This window comes from Coleofasciculaceae cyanobacterium, from assembly GCA_036703275.1.
In the GTDB taxonomy this organism is placed as follows: domain Bacteria; phylum Cyanobacteriota; class Cyanobacteriia; order Cyanobacteriales; family Xenococcaceae; genus Waterburya.
The window spans coordinates 203,650-222,519 of the sequence record DATNPK010000011.1 but is presented as its reverse complement, the minus strand read 5'-3'; the positions used below and the strand labels follow the sequence as shown (position 1 = coordinate 222,519).

20 protein-coding genes are annotated in these 18,870 nt (G+C 40.1%); 11 read left to right on the top strand and 9 right to left on the bottom strand.

Annotated features, from left to right (window positions below; all coding sequences use genetic code 11):
• Window positions 1-76: 76 nt before the first annotated feature.
• Window positions 77-1,567 (bottom strand): cobyric acid synthase CobQ, encoded by a 1,491-nt coding sequence (gene cobQ, locus V6C71_02070; GenBank protein HEY9767277.1) that lies wholly within the window; start codon window positions 1,565-1,567, stop codon window positions 77-79.
• A gap of 52 nt (window positions 1,568-1,619) precedes the next feature.
• Window positions 1,620-2,024, bottom strand: a complete 405-nt coding sequence (locus V6C71_02065; protein ID HEY9767276.1) for an Npun_F0494 family protein — start codon at window positions 2,022-2,024, stop codon at window positions 1,620-1,622.
• A gap of 718 nt (window positions 2,025-2,742) precedes the next feature.
• Here V6C71_02065 and V6C71_02060 point away from each other — a divergent pair.
• The 3 genes from V6C71_02060 (at window position 2,743) to V6C71_02050 (ending at window position 5,227) form a co-directional block, all read left to right on the top strand.
• Window positions 2,743-2,961 carry a hypothetical protein gene (locus tag V6C71_02060; GenBank protein ID HEY9767275.1) on the top strand — a complete coding sequence of 73 codons (219 nt, stop codon included), beginning with the start codon at window positions 2,743-2,745 and terminating at the stop codon, window positions 2,959-2,961.
• A 552-nt stretch (window positions 2,962-3,513) separates the two neighbouring features.
• Complete coding sequence (locus V6C71_02055) at window positions 3,514-4,353, top strand: phytanoyl-CoA dioxygenase family protein (protein ID HEY9767274.1); 840 nt, start codon at window positions 3,514-3,516, stop codon at window positions 4,351-4,353.
• Window positions 4,354-4,468: 115 nt separating this feature from the next.
• Window positions 4,469-5,227 carry a tryptophan-rich sensory protein gene (locus V6C71_02050; protein ID HEY9767273.1) on the top strand — a complete coding sequence of 253 codons (759 nt, stop codon included), beginning with the start codon at window positions 4,469-4,471 and terminating at the stop codon, window positions 5,225-5,227.
• A gap of 11 nt (window positions 5,228-5,238) precedes the next feature.
• On the opposite strand, the gene V6C71_02045 is transcribed toward V6C71_02050, so the two are convergent.
• From V6C71_02045 to V6C71_02035, 3 genes are all read right to left on the bottom strand, one after another.
• The gene (locus tag V6C71_02045) at window positions 5,239-6,363 is read right to left on the bottom strand and encodes an FAD-dependent oxidoreductase (protein HEY9767272.1); all 1,125 of its coding nucleotides are present in this window, start codon (window positions 6,361-6,363) and stop codon (window positions 5,239-5,241) included.
• A 90-nt stretch (window positions 6,364-6,453) separates the two neighbouring features.
• Window positions 6,454-7,725: a bifunctional phosphopantothenoylcysteine decarboxylase/phosphopantothenate--cysteine ligase CoaBC gene (gene coaBC / locus V6C71_02040; GenBank protein ID HEY9767271.1), complete on the bottom strand. Its 1,272-nt coding sequence runs from the start codon at window positions 7,723-7,725 to the stop codon at window positions 6,454-6,456.
• 86 nt (window positions 7,726-7,811) lie between these two features.
• Complete coding sequence (locus V6C71_02035) at window positions 7,812-8,153, bottom strand: hypothetical protein (protein HEY9767270.1); 342 nt, start codon at window positions 8,151-8,153, stop codon at window positions 7,812-7,814.
• A gap of 188 nt (window positions 8,154-8,341) precedes the next feature.
• Between V6C71_02035 and V6C71_02030 the strand changes: the two genes are divergently transcribed.
• The 5 genes from V6C71_02030 (at window position 8,342) to V6C71_02010 (ending at window position 12,276) form a co-directional block, all read left to right on the top strand.
• Window positions 8,342-8,608: a hypothetical protein gene (locus V6C71_02030; protein ID HEY9767269.1), complete on the top strand. Its 267-nt coding sequence runs from the start codon at window positions 8,342-8,344 to the stop codon at window positions 8,606-8,608.
• Window positions 8,609-8,658: 50 nt separating this feature from the next.
• Window positions 8,659-9,474, top strand: coding sequence for a prepilin peptidase (locus V6C71_02025; GenBank protein ID HEY9767268.1), 816 nt, complete (start codon window positions 8,659-8,661; stop codon window positions 9,472-9,474).
• Between the two features lie 204 nt (window positions 9,475-9,678).
• A complete protein-coding gene (locus tag V6C71_02020; GenBank protein ID HEY9767267.1) occupies window positions 9,679-11,172 on the top strand; it encodes an ATP-binding protein in 1,494 nt (497 codons plus the stop codon).
• A gap of 157 nt (window positions 11,173-11,329) precedes the next feature.
• Complete coding sequence (locus V6C71_02015) at window positions 11,330-11,761, top strand: hypothetical protein (protein ID HEY9767266.1); 432 nt, start codon at window positions 11,330-11,332, stop codon at window positions 11,759-11,761.
• Window positions 11,695-12,276: a hypothetical protein gene (locus V6C71_02010; GenBank protein ID HEY9767265.1), complete on the top strand. Its 582-nt coding sequence runs from the start codon at window positions 11,695-11,697 to the stop codon at window positions 12,274-12,276. Before V6C71_02015 ends, V6C71_02010 begins: the two co-directional genes overlap by 67 nt.
• Before the next feature lie 51 nt (window positions 12,277-12,327).
• Here V6C71_02010 and V6C71_02005 read toward each other — a convergent pair whose 3' ends face one another.
• Both V6C71_02005 and V6C71_02000 read right to left on the bottom strand, forming a co-directional pair.
• On the bottom strand, window positions 12,328-12,747 hold the full coding sequence (locus V6C71_02005) for a transcriptional regulator (GenBank protein ID HEY9767264.1): 420 nt from the start codon (window positions 12,745-12,747) through the stop codon (window positions 12,328-12,330).
• Window positions 12,731-13,030, bottom strand: a complete 300-nt coding sequence (locus V6C71_02000; GenBank protein ID HEY9767263.1) for a type II toxin-antitoxin system HigB family toxin — start codon at window positions 13,028-13,030, stop codon at window positions 12,731-12,733. The genes V6C71_02005 and V6C71_02000 overlap by 17 nt, the downstream gene beginning before the upstream one ends.
• 161 nt (window positions 13,031-13,191) lie before the next feature.
• On the opposite strand from V6C71_02000, the gene V6C71_01995 reads away from it, so the two are divergent.
• From V6C71_01995 to V6C71_01985, 3 genes are all read left to right on the top strand, one after another.
• A complete protein-coding gene (locus tag V6C71_01995) occupies window positions 13,192-13,827 on the top strand; it encodes an SNF2-related protein (GenBank protein ID HEY9767262.1) in 636 nt (211 codons plus the stop codon).
• Window positions 13,828-13,941: 114 nt separating this feature from the next.
• Window positions 13,942-14,928 carry a hypothetical protein gene (locus V6C71_01990; protein HEY9767261.1) on the top strand — a complete coding sequence of 329 codons (987 nt, stop codon included), beginning with the start codon at window positions 13,942-13,944 and terminating at the stop codon, window positions 14,926-14,928.
• Between the two features lie 148 nt (window positions 14,929-15,076).
• Window positions 15,077-15,286 carry a hypothetical protein gene (locus tag V6C71_01985; protein HEY9767260.1) on the top strand — a complete coding sequence of 70 codons (210 nt, stop codon included), beginning with the start codon at window positions 15,077-15,079 and terminating at the stop codon, window positions 15,284-15,286.
• Window positions 15,287-15,321: 35 nt separating this feature from the next.
• Here V6C71_01985 and V6C71_01980 read toward each other — a convergent pair whose 3' ends face one another.
• Both V6C71_01980 and V6C71_01975 read right to left on the bottom strand, forming a co-directional pair.
• Window positions 15,322-16,104 (bottom strand): methyltransferase domain-containing protein, encoded by a 783-nt coding sequence (locus tag V6C71_01980; protein ID HEY9767259.1) that lies wholly within the window; start codon window positions 16,102-16,104, stop codon window positions 15,322-15,324.
• A gap of 1,218 nt (window positions 16,105-17,322) precedes the next feature.
• A complete protein-coding gene (locus V6C71_01975) occupies window positions 17,323-18,705 on the bottom strand; it encodes an aminopeptidase P family protein (protein ID HEY9767258.1) in 1,383 nt (460 codons plus the stop codon).
• Window positions 18,706-18,870 lie beyond the last annotated feature (165 nt).

Below are 18,870 nucleotides of genomic sequence, written 5' to 3'. Positions count from 1 at the left end.
TTTCACGCTCGATATTTAGTTAGTGGTCGGATTAGTTTTTAGCAGCAATAATTGCCCACCTCAAATCATCAATATCTCAATAATAACTAGACAAAAATGTTTTCAAATCTAAGTTTGTTTCGACAATGTCTGCCAAAGTATTTAAAGTAGACTCTCTTTGGTCACGATAATTAGAAATACCAGTAGCTAAGGATGACATTCCTCTTTGTTTGCGTAATTGGTTAATCCAGGAACGTCGCCAAGCACCATTATCAAACAGACCATGAATGTAGCAACCCCAAATTGACTGACTTTTATCAACTAACCCCAACCCAGGATCGTCGAATATAGGTTGATATTCATCAGCACCTTCTTTCAAACGACGACTGATACGACTACGACCTTGATGTATTTCATAGCCGTCTACGGGTAAACCAGCTTGAGGAAATTGCGAAACTACCTGTCTTTGACGTGCTACTTTATTGGGCGAAAGGATAGTCGTAATTGGTAATAAATCAAGAGCAGTAAATTCTCCTGGTTCTCCTTCAAATCCTTCAGGATCGATGATGCGTTGACCCAAGATTTGGAATCCGCCACAAATGCCTAATACAGTTCCTCCCGCAGCAGCATAGTTTCTAATTTGTTCTGTCATACCGCTTCTTTCCATTGCCAACAAGTCGGGAATAGTAGTTTTTGTTCCAGGAATAATTACCGCATCGGGATGTCCCAAAGAGTCTTGAATATCGATATAGTTTACTCCGACGCTTGATTCTGCTTCTAAAGGATCGAAATCGGTAAAATTGGCAATTCTCGGTAATCTAATAACGCTAATATTGATGTCTTGACTACTACGGCGACGATTTCTTTCTAACAAATCGAGTGAATCTTCGGCGGGAAATTGCTGATGACTCCAGGGAATTACTCCCAGCACAGGTACTCCTGTTTTTGCTTCTAGCCACTCAATACCCGAATCTAGCAGTTCTTTTTGTCCTCTAAATTTATTAATTACGACTCCCTTTACCAGCGATCGCTCTTGAGCATCTAGCAGTTCTAAAGTCCCTACGACATGAGCAAATGCCCCACCTCGTTCTATGTCTACAATTAGAATAGTTGGAGCATTGAGATGTTTTGCCACCCGCATATTAGTTAGGTCGCGATGCTTAAGATTTATTTCCGCTGGGCTGCCTGCACCCTCGCAAACAACCATGTCGAATTCTAAAGAAAGTCGATACAGAGATTCTTGAACCACTTCCCAGCCCTGCTCAAAGTATTGTTCGTAATATTCTGTGGCTTTTACCGTGCCAACCGACTTACCTTTAATGATTATCTGTGAGGTCATATTTCCTTGGGGCTTAAGTAGAATAGGATTCATTTCTACTCGTGGAGCAACCCCCGCTGCCCAGGCTTGAACTGCCTGAGCGTGACCTATTTCTCCGCCTGTTGAAGTGACGTAAGCATTTAATGCCATGTTTTGCCCTTTGAAGGGAGTGACGCGCCAACCTTGCCTAGCTAGAATACGACATAATGCAGCAGTCAGAAAGGATTTTCCTGCATGAGATGTTGTCCCGACAACCATAATCGCTTTCATCAATCGCTCCTGTGCTGGAATATATACACTGTTATAACAGCAGTTCAGTACTTTAAAGTGACAATTTTAACCAACGATTTAGCCAATGGGAAACTCGATCGCCTAATGAGGCAGCAGGAATTTTATTTTCTAACTGTTCCCACTGGTCTACGATTTGTCTACCCAAAGGAGTCAGACGAAAACTATCAGTCAAACCCTGTCCATCCACTTCTCGACGCAATAAGCCCACATTGATTAACCAAACTAATTTATCTTCTGTCCTCGATTCGCTCAAAGCAAACTTTGCATAGCCAGATCTAATTCCTGTCTCCTGCGCAATTTGTTGAATCGGGACACTCTGATTCCGCATCTCCTGGAATAATTTAAGACGAAACGGCGAACAAGACAAAGCTTTTTTGGCTCTTTGAACTGTTTGGGGTTCATATTCAAAAGTGTTGGGGTCTAAATTAGTCGTCATTGTAATTTAAAATGTAAATTTAAAATTTAGTTATTAATTTAGTTTGTTAAACTAAGCCCAAAGCAAAACCAAGAATTAGTCGCTAAACAGATAAATCATCCGTGTTCTTGATGCAGTCCTTTAGGACTAGCTTCGCAAATGCTAAAGCATACCGCTCCGAGACCGAAGGGCGGAGTGCGGTTTATCCGTGAATCCGTGATTGGCATATCCTTTAGGGGACAGTTTTTATAAACGGTATTACTGCTGCTCAAAACACGATTATTTATTATGACTATTATGACAGGGTTGTACGTCTTTTATGACTCATGATTCGCTACGTTTCCCGATTATTCGGCGTATTTGCAATTGAGGCGATCCCTTTTTTTAAATACCAGCATTTATGGGGATTTAAAAACTTAAAATTAATAATACTTTACCAGCGAAAAAAAATCAGCTCCTATAATGAAAACAGGTAGAACTTTGCACTGTCTTTAAGTTATTAACTTAAGCTTAATATTTGAGTCGCTCCAGATTTAAAACTTTTTAAGTGTTTAAAAGCGATCTAATGTTGCATTTCTAATTTAGCTCGGATTTTTAGCAATAATACGACCGTGCTAATTTTTTGCAAGTAGTTCTTTAGTCCGTCATAACAATTTAATTATTGAGCTTTGTCAAAGCTTCAGCTAAACGTACAGCTAATTTTATCCTGTTCAAATCACTATAATAAGGTTGCTCCATCATGAAAAGCTATGCTGTTTGTCCTTGCTGCTCTAATAAACTAATTCATCACATCGGTAATCATCACGACTACTGGTTCTGTCGTCGATGTTGGCAAAAAATGCCACCCATAAATTTAAAAGCAATCAAAAGAGAACATTCTCAAGGCGATCGACAAATTAATATTGCTGCTCAATCTAGTTTAATTAAACCCGACCAAATTAAATTCAAGACAACCTAAATAATATTTTAATATTTTTGTACTGCTTGCCGACAGCATTTAAAACAAAATTTTGATGATTATTTTTGGGCGTTGGTGAATCCAGGTATGATTCTTAAGATTTTCAAATCTTAATTGAATTTAAGAAGCTAATAGCTATTAGCCCTTCGGGTTCAGCACTTCTTGAAACAGTTTCTCTAACGGGGGTTCACGGTCAAGCCCTAAAGGACTAGCTGAGTCTTCAACTTGCCCTAAAGGATTCCCTAAAGGGTACACCTTCGGATAAGCTTCGCGTCCTACGCAATCGCGTCGCGGAGCGGTATCCTTTAGGACGAAAGTGCTTCACTACGAACCGAAACATTTTTAGCAAAAAAGCCCGTCGAGGAAACCTCGACAAGGGCAAGTTTGGCTGTTGTAAGTCATACGTTAAATCATCAACGCCTGTTTTTGAAAAAACTGTTGTGCCAATTAAATTATAAAATCGATTAAGCTAAAAAGATATGTATTATGAGCCAAAGCGACCTAAGCTCATCAGATTGAATTATGGTGTATTTAAGGTGTCGCCTTTAATAAATGAGCCATTTATCCCGACTTCAAACCAAAATTACCGCCAAAACTTGGCAAGCTGCTAAAAAAGCAACTAACCTAATTCAAAATCGTTTTGCTCTGCTAGAAGGAAACATGACTCAGCATGACCGTGTTGTATTCGACCTCAAAGGTTATATCGTTAAACCAGCGGTGCTAACAGAAAGTGAAGTTAAAATTCTCAAAGAATTCGTACTGCGCCAGAAAGATAATCCAGAATCATTACCGCCCCATGAGCGTTGTTTGCCTGGAGGTCCTTTTGCTCCGCTAATCGATCATTCTGCGGTAATGAACGTGCTGTTAGATGTAATCGATCCTGATATTGAGAAAATTCGCTTGGAAAATGTCTTTTTGAGCTATCGGGAGCAAGGGGAGGGAGAATGGAAACCTCATGCAGGAGGACGTACTACTAACCCCAACTATGCCTACAATTTCCATGATGGACGGATTTATGCAGGTATGACGCGCGTGGTTTGGGAATTGGCTGAAGTAATTGAAGATCAAGGTGGAACTTGCTTTATTCCAGGTAGTCACAAAGCTAACTATAATATACGAACTAATCCTGTTGCTAGTATTGATGCCAGAGATTCGGGACTTTGGGAAAGCTATAGCTGTCCTCCTGGCTCACTGGTTATCTTTTCCGAAGCAGTTAGGCATTCGGCTGACTTTTGGCAAAATCCTCGTAATCCTCGTGTAGCAATTTTTTGTGCTTATAATCATATAAATGTGCGCCATCACAAGCCTAGTACTCCTCCAGAGGTTATTGATCGACTAGCTCCTAAACATCAGCGATTTTTCAAAGGAGTTTATCATCCTCTATTTGATTGATTACGATTGAAAATATCTACAATAAAATAGCAAAGCTATTAGTAAAAAAATTTAAAGTTAATTCATGCGCGATCGCTACATAGTAAATAGTAGGTCAACCATCATTAGACAAATAGTGACCTTATTGAGCATACTTACGGCTTTTGGGGTAAATATATTAGCTAATATTAGTCCTCCCAATGGATTAACTATCGGCGAGATTTCCCAACAAATTTTCCCGAATGTCTTGATTACTCCTGCTAGCTATGCTTTTGCTATCTGGGGCTTAATCTATCTAGGTTTGATTAGTTTAGCTATTTATCAAGCTTTGCCTGGTCAAAGAAATGATGCTTTATTACGACAAATTGGCTACAAATTAGCGATCGCATCCATAGCGCAAACTATCTGGGTGATTTGTTTTCTCTATCGGCAATATGCTGTTTCGTTTTTGGCGATGTTATGTATACTGCTGCCTTTAATTGCTGCCTATTGGAGTTTGCCTTTTAAATCGCGTATTTCCAGATGGCAAAGGTGGTTGATTCGCACTCCCATTAGTATTTATTTAGCTTGGATTAGTGTGGCGACTATAGTTAATGGTGCAGTCGTTTTATCATCTTGGCAGTGGGGTGGCTGGGGAATAAGTGCCGCAGGATGGACGGTAATTATGTTGTTAGTCGCTGGCTTCATCACTCATTTTGTGACGATTCCGCGGTTCGATTTAGCCTATGCTGGCGTTTTTGTTTGGGCGTTAATTGCGATCGCGATTAAAAATTCCGAGATTATCCTCATTTCCGGGACGGCGATCGGATTAAGTATTGCTTTAATCGTGCTAATATTTTCATTTAACTTCTATGATTCTGGCGAGCAAAATACGGAACACAATTTGCTTGATTAACTGGATTAGATTTAATTCAAATCAATAAACTGATTCATAAATTTACGATCGATATAGTCTTTAATCCACCACAAAAGCGCAGATCGCCAGCCAAAAGAACTCCAAGAGGCGATCGCTTTACGATCTCCTGTGCCGATTAAAGCCAAATATTTGTCCTGGGGGATATAGGGTTGTACTGGTTGGCCTGAAAGTAGATACTGCCAATTGTTAAATAATGGTTGTCCTTGGCGTACGGCAAAAACTCCAGCTTTGGGACGGTTATAGTTAGTCATAGTAGCAATATCTCCTGCTGCAAACACTTGAGGATGGGATATTGACTGAAGTGTATCAGAAACTAAGATAAAGCCGCGATCGTCGGTAGCTAGGTTAGACTCTTTAATCCAGCTTGGTGCAGTAGCTTGAGTCACCCAAAAAGTGTGGCTGCTTTTAATTTTCAGTCCTGATTCGCAAATAACTCGATCTGGTAAAACTTCCGCAACGCTTTGTTGTAAGTGCAGCTTAATGTTTCGTTGTCGCATAATTTTTTCTAGCTGATGACTCACCCAATTATTATGATTAGACAGTAATTGTTTATCGCGATGGATTAAATGAATTTCGAGAGTATTTTTTCCTTGACTTAAAATTGCTTTTAAACAAGTCTGCATATTCAAAGCCAACTCCACTCCCCCCGCACCACCGCCAACAATGACAATTGATAGTTGAGAATTAGATGCTGCCAATCGCTTTAACTTATACCAAGCCTCAAGAAACACAGGGACAGGTTTAGCGGGAATAGCATATTTTTTAGCACCAGGGACGGTAATAGTTTGAGGAGTGCTACCAATATCTAAAGATAAATAATCAAACTCAAGCAGGTGATTCTCACAAGTAATTTTGTGGTTATCCGTATCTATGCCAACTGCGCGATCAATAATTAATTCCGCACCAGCAAATTTTGCCAAACTCCGCAAGTCTATATGAGTTTGCTCGTAGCTATAAAAACCCGCTACATAACCAGGAAGCATCCCCGAATAAGGCGTTTGCTCGACATCACTAATTAAAGTTAAATCGACGTTTGGCATGGGTTTGAGTCCCCACTGCTTCAGCGCGATCGCATGAGAATGTCCACCACCTATGACAACTAGTTTTTGATTCATATAATCAAATATAGACGAGGACTTAAGCAAAGGATTATTACCTGGCGCACCAGCACCAAAAAGCCAATTCAAATAACTTGATGATTTCCTCTAGTATTTATCATTCATTAATTCTAAATAATCGGCGATCGCCTTGGCAATTTCTTGTTTGCCTACTGCTTTTTGGGGTGGTTGCTCTGCGGTTACCAAATAAGCTACCTGCGCGCTTGCTTGATGTTCTTCGCCTCGGTTGGCTACCACCATTTGATAACCCTGCTTTAGTCTAGTTTGGGCAATATCGATTAATTCTTCATGAGAGACATTTTCCTGATATTTAAAAGTAATCATCTTTAAGCTGGGAAACTTAGCTCTTACCTCGCTAATGACTTTTTGGGTAGGTACTAAATCGATTTTAGACAATGCGCCACCGCTAGGTATCTTACCAGGAAAGACTCGAGCAGGTTGATAATCGGCAACCGCAGCCGAAAAAATGCCAAAGTGATATCGTTGCTGTAATTCGCTCATTACTTCGGTTAGATATTCATCGTAGGTAGTAACAATCTTGTGAGTCAGATAGCTAGGTGGAGAATAACTGCCTTGTCCATGAATTAATTTTACCTTTGCCCCCCGTAGATATAATTCTTCAGCAATACAAGTTCCCAATCTTCCTGTAAAGCGATTAGTTAGACGACGGATATTGTCCAGGAGTACGGGTGTAGGACCTCCTGTAACTAAAATAGGGATATTTTTAAGAGAGGATCGGCTAACTGCGCGACATACATAATAGGCGATCGCTTTTTCTTCAGGCAAATTATTTTTACCGTTAGCAACTTTAGGCGGGATAATTTTTACACCCATACGAGCTAACTTATGCAAAGATTCAGTCAAGATCGAATTGTGTAAACTGCCGTGCATCGTCGGGGCAATTATAATCTGGGTTTTACCTTGCTCCATTCTGCCAATAGCCGAACCTAAAGCCGAAGTAATCACCCCATCTGCTATACCCAAAGCCATTTTATTAATCGTGTTATAGGTTGCAGGAGCAACGAGATAAGCAGCAAAGGGATTTTCGTCGCTAAGGTGTTCGGCATTCGCCGTTAACTTGGTAATAACAGGATTGATCGTACTCCATTCTAGAGCATCAACAGTGGTATATCTCAAAGCTTCTGAAGAAACGAAAGCTACCACTTCTGCACCCTGACGGCGTAAAGTACGGGCAATTAAAGGAGCTTTTATCGCTGCAATGCTTCCCGTAATTAGTAAAGCAATACGTTTATTTTGCAGATGGTTTGATTCTAGTGCGACTTGGCGATCCGTAGGGTAGGCGGATGCGTAATCGCCTGATTCAGATTGAGGAGGTGGCTGAAAATCCCAATCATTCATTGATGTTTGAGGTTGGTTTGTTTTGGTTTCAAAGGTGTTTTTTTAGCTTTTGAGTCTACAAACATATTATCTTGAATGTTAACTAATCAAAGATTTAGTCTTCCTGTGGCCAATAGCTGATATCCTCCCGTGAAACTAACCAGAGAAAGAACAAACTGCCAAAGACTAGTAGGCTGTAAGATTGCTCTACTGCTGACAAAAACTGCTGCAATGCCAATGGCGATCGCAACACCAGCCAGATTTTTATGATATCGTGGCAAGATAAAAAGCATTAATACTCCTGCGGTGAGAAATAAAATAGATACGTCCGCAGCAACTCCTCGCCACCAATAAGGAAAAATCTCGTTGGTAAAGTAGATGTTTTTCCCTAAAAAATAAACTCCTAACAGCAGTAGTTCTAACCCCAGTAATCTAGCAAATAATCTCATAACAATTTTGATTGAAGTTCAATCTTATATTGCCCATTTCCTAGTTTCAGATTTATATCTTGGAAAATCACTGGTTACATAACCTTTACCTCGCAATAAAACAACTTTTGTAATATAAATTTATTGTTCCTACCTTCTTTCTGCCAAAAATTAGGTTAAATTTGAAGTTGTCTTTTTAAGATCGCTCTATGAATTCTAAACCGTCTACGCGCACTAATAATTCGGCTAAAACCAAAGAGCCTAACATGGTATTTTTCGATCCAAGTTTGGTTAAAGCAGCGAGAAATATCTATCGTAACTACTGCAATCTTAATATTCCAGCCGATAATCAACCGATGGGAATAGTAATTAATCGAGATAGTCATCGCGGACAATTAACCTTTAATCCTAAGCCAATACTTTTGCCTAGAGAGTGTTTTATTCCTCTGAAGCAGATAGAAACTGAAGCATATTAAAATTAATATTTTTCATTTTTAACTATATTATTTAAACTTAAAACTAAATTATGGAAACGCTGGTTTCAGCGCTTGGATTTACTACTGCTTTTACCTTTGGTGCTTGTATTGGTAGTTTCCTCAACGTAGTTATATATCGTATTCCCACAGGGATATCTTTAGTTCATCCTGCATCTCGTTGTCCCCACTGTAAGCACTCTTTAGGTATTACCGAAAATGTTCCTGTATTTGGCTGGCTATGGCTTAGAGGATCTTGTCGGTGGTGCAAAGCCAAAATTTCGAGCCGTTACCCAATTGTTGAAGCTGTGACGGGATTGGTCTTTATGCTAGTTTTCTGGCATTTTGGCTATAGTATTAAAACTGTCGGCTACTGTGCTTTTTTGTCTTGGCTGTTGTCTCTATCTGTAATTGATTTAGACACGATGACCTTACCTTCTTGCTTAACCAAGTCAGGATTAATATTAGGATTAGTATTTCAGGGAGTTATTGGTTGGCAAATCGCTCGGGGAGAAGGAATAGCCAATCAGTTGATGTTTGGTATTGGTGGTGCAGTATCGGGGATTTGGTTGCTAGAGATTATTGCCTTGCTGGGTTTAATCATGCTCGGACAACAGGCAATGGGAGATGCCGATGGTAAGCTGATGGCAACTATCGGCGCTTGGATTGGCTGGAAATATGTTTTGCTGTCTAGCTTTATTGCCTGTGGGGTTGGCTCAATTATTGGCGGTGGCGCGATCGCCTTGGGAATGATTAACAAAAAACAACCGATGCCTTTTGGACCATTTTTAGCTCTGGGTGCTGCGTTGAGCCTATTTTTTGGGGATGCAATGATCGATGCCTACCTCCAGACTTTTTTTAACTTTTAGTCGTCCGCTGAATACTATGGTTTTATCGGGTTTTACCTCACCAAATGTCAGCTATACCCAGACAAAACTTCTGCCGATCGGCATAGAGAATATTTTCCTGCTTTTGTATACGTTTAATAGAAAGTACGTCTTATAATAATTAAGGTTAATCTGATGTAAAAAGCTTATATATATAGGTTCTTGCCTCGATTAACTTTTTAATCTGTGCAATTGTTACTTCAATTTTTGACGGTGTTGTTGGATTCAAATTACGTTGGCTATCAAAGACTACTCAACCGCATTTGTGACCCAGCTTGGCTGATGGAACGTTCAGGTGCAATACATTTAGTCAATACTGCTTGGGAAAACTACACAGGGCGATCGCTACTAACCTCCGAACCAAGTTTTCTCTGGGATTTGATTGCACCAGAGTCGCAAATCCAGGCACGATGGCATAATTCTTCTTCTGAGATTTGGCAAGACCAGCTACAGCTAAAAGATGCTCAGGGTAACTACAGTTTGTTTGACATAGAGTTGGAACTATTAAGTCCAAACTACAACACATTGCTTTGGATTGGTACTGCATCTATTATCCCAGATGCGAGCGCCAAATCAACTGGATCAACTCTTGTTGAACCTGACCTGAGCAATTATAAACACAAAGAAATCAAGCTACAGCGTAATATAGAATCTGTTCGTCGCATCCTCGAAAGTAGTCCAGACTGTATTAAAGTATTGGATCTTCAAGGTCGCCTCCTTTATATGAATGATGGGGGACAAGTCATTATGGAGATTGATAATTTTACTCAAGTACAATACTTACCCGGGCTTGATTTTTGGCAAGGTTGCGATCGCCAGTCAGCCGAGAAAGCTTTTGCCACAGCCAAAGCAGGTAAGATCGCTAGGTTTGATGGCTACTGTGCTACGGCAAAGGGAAGACCCAAATGGTGGGAGGTGATTGTCACACCAATACTCGATGAAAACAATCGGGTGGAGGAAATTCTCTCTGTTTCGCGGGATATTACAGCCAGAAAAATAGCCGAACAAGCGTTGAAAAAGCGTAATCAAGAATTAAATCGCTTTACTTATATTGTTTCTCACGACCTTAAAGCACCGCTACGGGGAATTGCTAATTTATCGGAGTGGATTACTGAAGATCTTGGCGATCGAGTACCCGATGAAACCCAAGAATATCTAGATCTTCTCGGTCAGCGGGTAAGAAGAATGGATGCTTTGATTAACGGCTTGCTGAAACTATCGCGGGTAGGACGACAAGAGTTACCTGTAGAAACTGTGGACGTGAGTGAGTTACTACAAGAGGTAATAGATTCTCTATCTCCTCCTGCTGGCTTCAAGATTACTAGCGTTGCACTGCCAGTTTTGGCTACTAAACGTCTATTGTTAAGCCAGGTATTGTCTAACTTGATTAGTAATGCCATCAAACATCACGATCGCGATATGGGGCAGATTGAAGTTACAGCCCAAGATTGCAATACACATTATCAATTGGCGATCGCTGATGATGGCCCAGGAATTCTTCAGACAGATCGAGAACGTATTTTGGAAATTTTCCAAACCATAGAAAATAGTTCCTCAACTACTAATACAGGCATTGGCTTGGCACTGGTCAAAAAGATTATTCAGGAAGAAGGCGGCAAACTTTGGCTTGAAGAAAATTCCCCTAGAGGGTGCAAGTTTTGCTTTACCTGGGCTAAATAAACGGCTCGGATTTAGTCTAAAAACTAAAAGCTACTACTTTATATTTTTTTAATAATCTAAAAAAGTAGATGATTGTTTTTTAGTACCGATGGGAATCATAAGTTTATCCAAGAGCGATTATGTCTCATGACTTAATGATTTTCAGAAAGGTTTTTATATGTATTTGAGCCAAGCCTGCAAACCACGTCAATCAGTATTTGATCGCTCTCGAACAGATGTGGTTCTGAATATTTCAGATTTACTTGAAGACCGAATTAATTGCGATCGCTTCTTTGAGGAAAATTATATAACTGCGGGGATGGGGACGCTCATTGATAAAGCTTTTGGGCGATTAGAAAATACAAGTAGTCAAGCAGGTACGTTTCTATTAGCTCAGGCAATGGGTGGTGGTAAAACCCATAGTATGATTGCGCTTGGGTTATTGACGATGAAGATGCTCCTAACTTTGGCGACACCGACTACCAGCTTGCTGCCTATGCTGCTGCCCTGCGAGTGCTGGCTCAGTATAGCGAAATTGAAGGAATGGATATCAAACACGAACTTTTTCGCGAAAGAGGAAAAGGAGAGAAATCGGAGTTTGAAAAGGTAATTGATCGCGCCGTAGAAATTGCCTGTAATCACCTCGTTCGCGAATATTTTGCCGAGTTTCATTGGAAGAGTCTCACCGCCGATGAACGTCTTTACCTCAAAGGTGTGGAACTAGAAAAACACGGTGAATTTAGAAATGGTGCTTATCAAGAACTAGCCAAAGGATTTGGTGTGCGGGACTATAATTTCATGTATGCTACAAAAAAATCCAATGAAGCAAGATTTAAAATAGCTTCCGAGTTTAAGCGAACTAACTTAAAAGGCGATGGCTTCGATCTAACTTTAGTAGGACATCTGTTATTTGCGATTCACGAAACAGTAAGTAAAGAAACCGTTCAGGAAGGTTTGAATTACCTTAAAGTTGAAGTTGCCAATTATTGGAGCGATCGCAAACGTGGGCTGGAAATTCTTCGCTATGTAAGCCGATTAGAACATATACCCCACCTGCCACATTGGAAAAAAGATGCTGAAGTCGCGAGAGTTTTGGCTGGCGCTGTGGAGAACGATCATGGGTGAGTAAAGTTAAAAGTCAAAAGCATTGCCCTGAGTTTGTCGAAGGGTCAAAAGTCAAATAAATAAACTTGGAGAAATTTTGAAGTATTGTCCTAGCTTCTTGGCTTGTTCTTTACTAATTGCTCGTTTACCATTAACGATCGCTGAAATTAATCCTTTTGAAGGGCTAATAATTCCTACCAAGTCGGCTTGTTTGGTATGACTAACTTCTAGAAGATGCTGCAAAACTTCGTGAGGAGGAAGATCTTGCCACTCTTTCAGATGATAGTTAGTTTCTTCGTAATCTTCAATTAATCTAACTAGCAAACGAAGTAAAGCGGTTTCTTCAGGAGAACGATGCTTTTTTTTAGCAATTAATTTCTCCGCTACAGCAAGATTTTGTTCGTATTCTGTTTCTGTTTCAATAACTTTGGGAATCAACTTTACTTCATCCAAAAGCTTAAGATAATTTTCTCGATCAATAGTAAGAGTCATTCTTCCACTTCCCCTTGTCATACTCAGCATGAGTTAAAAAATACTTAAAATAAGCAACCTGTTCTTCGTAGTCTATATCAAGAATCAAGCGGTATTTATTGCCTTTAATATTAAAAACGGTCAAGTTTCCCACTGCTTCTGCATCTTTATAAATGTGCTGTGCATCAACTAAACTTTGCCATTGCGCCTGCTCAATTGTTTTACAGAATGCCTTAATTGCAATGACAACATCGGGATACTTGGATGCAGCTTTTTTTAGCTTTCCAGCCGAAATGAGGTGCATTTGAATCTATGACAAACTATGTTTTCAAAACGAAAACTTATCTATAATGTTTGCATATTGAGAACTTATTGTCAACTTTCACGAGTTAAGCTTATATTGCTGGAGAACAAGAACGAATAATCAAAGAGTTAGTAGATAGAACACAATAGAAGCGATCAAAAATCAATCACCAGAAATGGCGAGAATCACCAAAACCAGATCCCGCCTCGGCAATTGTTGAAACACCTATTTATCGCCAAGAACTAGGTTTATGGGCGCATCAAAAGTTCTTCATCAAGAAAGCTTTTGAAGATCACCTTAAAGGTGGTGCGCGTTATATCCTTGCCGATCAGGTTGGTTTGGGCAAAACAGTGCAGCTTGCTATCTCAGGATTGTTAATGGCTTTACATGGAAATAAACCAGTATTGGTTATTGCTCCCAAACCTTTAGTATTGCAATGGCAAGGAGAATTAAAAGATTTAGTCGGTATCCCCTCTGCAATTTGGAATGGTCGTCAGTGGATCGACGAAAATGGATTGGAATACCCGTCAAAAGGCGCAGAATCGATTAAAAACTGCCCCCGTCGTATCGGCATCATCTCTCAGGGTTTAATTACTTCTGGTTCAGAGATTATTGATTTTCTTAAGGTAATGAATTATGAATGTGTCATCGTCGATGAAGCACATCGGGCGAGAAGAAAGAAAATTAACGACAATAGCCCTAATGAAGACGTTAATCCCAATAACTTAATGCGTTTTTTGCGAGAGATAAGCGATCGCACTAAAAGCATGATTTTAGCTACGGCAACACCCGTTTAGCTTCACCCAATAGAAGCTTGGGATACGCTCAATATACTTAGTAAAGGTAACGAACAAGTTTTAGGTAATGCTTGGAGCAACTGGCGCAGAGCTTCTGAGGTTATTCCTATAGTCATGGGTGAAGAACATATTTTCGAGAATGTCCACGATGCTTGGAATTGGCTGCGAAATCCCTTTCCACCTGAATCCGAACACCGTAGCTTTCGTGCTATCCGCAAAAGTTTAGGAATGAAAGATAGCGATTTTGTGATTCAGGGTGGCGATATAGACAAACTAAAGCGTCCCGAGCTTACCAAACTACAAAAAGTCCTTAACGATTATGGACGGCAATATAATCCCTTTATTCGGCATATTGTTAGAAGAACTCATGCATATCTAGAAAATACTATCGATGAAACTACTGGCGAACCATATCTTAAACCTGTAAACGTCAGGTTATTTGGAGAAGATAACCATGAATCGTTAGAACTACCTTTTTACTGTCGAGAAGCCTATCAACACGCAGAAGAATTTTGTGAACTTCTAGGCAGAAGAATTAGATCGGCAGGACTTTATAAGACTCTCTTACTCAGAAGAATCGGCAGTACTATGTTGGCAGGGCAGAAGACAATTGAAAACCTGCTAAACAAAAACGAATCAGAAACTGACAATACTATAGAAGGGTGGAGTGAGGAAGACGAGGAACTAGAAAATGATACCGATCCTTCTGAAAATCGCGATTTAGCTGCTGATGAAATCAAGCTTTTACGCCAGTGTTGGCAATTACTCGAAGATAATCAAGAAAAAGATCCCAAGTACAAAGAGGTGAAAAAGTATTTAATCGATCGAGGCTGGCTAGAAAGAGGCTGCATCATCTTTTCGCAATACTATGATTCGGTTATGTGGCTTGCTTCTCAACTATCATCAGAAGATTTACCCGAAGAAAGAATAGGCATCTATTCAGGAGAATCGCGATCGGGTATCATGCACCAGAGTTTGTTTCAACGTCTGGCAAGAGAAGAGATCAAGCAAATGGTTCGCCGAGGCGAGTTGCGCCTCATTATCGGTACGGATGCAGCTAGCGAAGGGCTTAATCTACAAAAACTGGGAACTCTTAATTAATCTTGACTTGCCTTGGAATCCAACCAGACTAGAATAGCGTAAGGGGCGTATTCAACGTATTGGACAAATACAAGATGAAGTATGGATTCTCAATCTACGGTATCGCGACTCAGTAGAAGACAGAGTTCACGAACTACTTTCATTAAGGTTGGAAGAAATACATGGCTTGTTTGGACAGATCCCCGATGTTCTGCAAGATGCTTGGGTTAATGTAGCGATCGCTGAGGCAGAAGAAGCCAAGATAATCGATAATATCAGACCTAAACATCCGTTTGACGAGCGATATAGCAAGGTTGAGAATATTGATTGGGAAAGTTGTTCTCAAGTTTTAAATGAATTTGAAAAGCAGCTTTGTTAAGAATTGGATGGTGAAGCATTGAATCTTATACCAATTTAAACTTTATTAGCATCGACTTCTAATCTAACCATGGAAACGTGAGTTAATCCATTCTCATCCAAAGGATTGTTAGCCAAATACAACTCGACAAACTGAGCAATAAATTCATCTCTGTGTTCTTCTGGAACATACTTAGTAAAGGGCATCCAGGTAGTGCGTATCCAACCTGCTAATCCCTCTCTTCCCTGGTGAGTCATATCCTTTGGCACTAACTCCAAACGCGCGATCGCAAAACCAGATTTTTCTAACCAAATCCGATAATCTTCAAGTCCATAAAAGAAATAAGGATTATGAAAATCATTAAAGTAAGCTTGCCAATCATCAGAAGTTGTTAACTCATCAAAAGTCTCTAAAATCTCAGCAGCATTACCCTTCCCGCCACAGGAAATAATTAGTCTTCCCCGATGTGTTAACGCTTTATTTGCACCTTTGAGAAATGCCTGATGATCGTTTACCCAATGAAGAGTGGCATTGGAAAAAATTAAATCAAACTCTTGCTGGAAATTAATTAATCGCGCGTCTATGCAATTAAAAGCTAGATTGGAATATTGACTTAGAGGATATTTGCGCTCGGCATAAGTAATCATCTCAGGTGAACTATCTACCCCGACTATTCGGCTTTGAGGTGAAGTAGTTGCAAAGTCAGCGGTAATTTTGCCATCTCCACACCCAACATCAAGAATCGACTGATAGTCTTCTAAGTTTAAATTCTTGGTTAGCGATCGCGCCCATTTTAATTGAGCATCAGAGTTTTTGGCATAATCTTCTGGATTCCACATATATAGCGGTTCTCATTTACGTAAGGTACAGTCTGACACCTTGGTTTTTGCTAATAGTCAATGGGACGCGATATCCGAAGGTGTATGCTAAAGCACTAGCTTCGCGTCGTCCTTTAGGACGTAAGGAGCTAATCATGCACGGGCTAATGGTTCATGGGACGCGTCTCCAGACGCTAATCATGCACGGGCTAATTGAGGTGTACCTTATAAAGGTAAGAATTGCTATATTATATATTCTTATGTGCGACTCGTTTCAGCCTAACTACAATTTGTAGGAACGCTGAGGGTATAATCTAGTACCTAGAAAATACAATAACTCTAAACTCATGTAGGTTAAATTCCTACCAATGAATGAGACATTTTGAATCCATATCCTATGTGCTGCTAGGTAACATCGCCCGTGGTGCAAAGCTAGGATAAAAGCGGATAGCTGATAGCCGAATTCGGTAACTCCGCAAGGGAAGTTGTTTAAGTTCAACAAAGTCTAACTAATTTTAAGCTTCGTAAATATAAAGTAGTGGAACGGCTTAATACACTACAGCCAAAAGGCAATAGAGGTTGAATCTCTTTTATAAGAAAGAGATTAAAAGATATTAATTCTATTTATTAATAATATTATCTCATCAATATACCTCTCGGAGTAGAGATTAGGGACTAACAACAACGCGAAATGAGTTTAGGGAACGAGATAACCCCATATTTCTATCAAGACCTTATCTTGATAAACCAGATGTGAAGCGTATGAAATATGGGAGTAGGATGCTGTAAAAAGCCAATGCTTAACCTGAATTAACAGGTAATGCCCGACAGGGATGGATGTAATATCTGAGATACGCTGACGTACAGCCCTGAGCTGAATAGGAAAATAAGTAGTTCTTAATATGCTTAATACGCAAATGCGTACAGAAGGATTTAAAACTGACCCTTCCAAGGCGGTTTAGCGTGAGATTAAAAGGAACGAAATATAAAGTACCGAAAAGCCAGGAGGAGCCGTGTGCGGTGAAAGTCGCAAGCACGGTTTTGAATGGGAGTGTCAGAGAGCGATCTCTGGCTCGACCCCTAACTCTTATTAGATATTAAAACCAGGGAAACAATGCCATCTTTTTGGTCTTGACTTAAGTTCTTTTAAAGCCTCTTTGTCATGTCGATTATCCAAAAGATTAGGCATTTATATTTATTTAACATTAATAGTCAGGTTTATTCTTGGTAATTGAATGTTTATAATATTAAGTCTTCAATCTCATTTATCTTAGTTGGTAACTCTGCTGTTAAAACTTCTGAACCAGATTCAGTAACTAAAACATCGTCTTCAATGCGGATACCTCTAACATCAGCAAACTGTGCCAAACGTTCCCAGTTAACTACATTCTGATACTTAACGCGAAAATCAGGATCGTTTAAAATAGCGGGTACTTGATAAAAGCCTGGTTCGATCGTAACTAACATTCCTGACTGTAGGGGGCGGTTTAATCTCAGATATCCTAAGCCAAAGCGATCGCTTCTACTTCTTCCTGGTTCATATCCTGCCACGTCGCCTAAGTCTTCCATGTCGTGAACATCTAAACCTAATAAATGTCCGACACCGTGAGGAAAAAACAGGGCATGAGCATCCATTGCCACTAAATCTTCTGGGTTGCCTTGAAGAATGCCTAAATCTACTAAACCTGCGGCAATTATTTCGGCTGCCAGTAAATGAATATCCTGATACTCTACATCAGGGCGTAGCTTGGCAATACATTCATCGTGGGCTTGTAAGACAACCTGATAAATATCTTTTTGGGTACTAGAAAACTTACCCGAAACTGCCCAGGTACGAGTAATGTCTGCTGCCCAACCGTTGGGAGTTTCTGCCCCGACATCTGCCAGCAATAGATCCTGCGAGTGTAGCTGATGATCGTAAGACTCGTTATGCAGTACTTCTCCCTGTACCGTAACAATGCTGTTGTAGGCACAAGACATATTGTGGGCGATAATTACCCCTTCCATTGCTCCGCGTATTTCTGCTTCGGTTGTAGAGTGTTTGGTAGCGAGCATTCCTGCTTTGTGAGCTTTAACTGATACCGCAGCAGCGTAGCGTAATTCCTCTAAGGCGAGATCATCGTGACGCGATCGCAATTCTACCAAAGCTTGAGCTAGTTTTAGATCGATACTTTCTGCCTGATTAGATAAAGCTACCGTGCGATTTAATAAGTGGCATTGCTGCTGATAGGTAGATAAGTCTTGTACTGCTATAGTGGCTGCCCCTGCTGTTTTTGCTGATAATTCAGCCAGAGGATAAACCCAATCTGCACCAATTGCTGCACCAATTTCTTCTCTTTGAGGCGTTGCGCCATGCCATAAAGTTGCTGCTGGTGGCGGATCGTCCATAAACAACTCTAGTTTACCAGCTTCCAAACGAATAACCGCATTGGTTAGAGGTATTCCCGCAAAATAGAGAAAATGACTACTAGCACGGAAGGGTAACTTGTTAGCTTGAAAATTGCGCCCAATTAGATTACCAGACCATAAAATAACTGGCTGCTCAATTAATTGTGCCAACTTATCTCTTCTTTGTTTTAAACTGGCAATAAATCGCTCATTTACGGTAGAAAGTACAACCATTAATAATACTTTTACTAATCAATATAAATTAGTATAGATAATTCCCCGCTGTTTACTAAAAAGCTAACAGTGAGACAGTTGCGTTGCGGGGGTTCCCCCCGTTGAGCAAACTGTCGAACCCGAAGGGCTAATAGCTAATAGCTGTAATTTATCTAGCGTTAAATA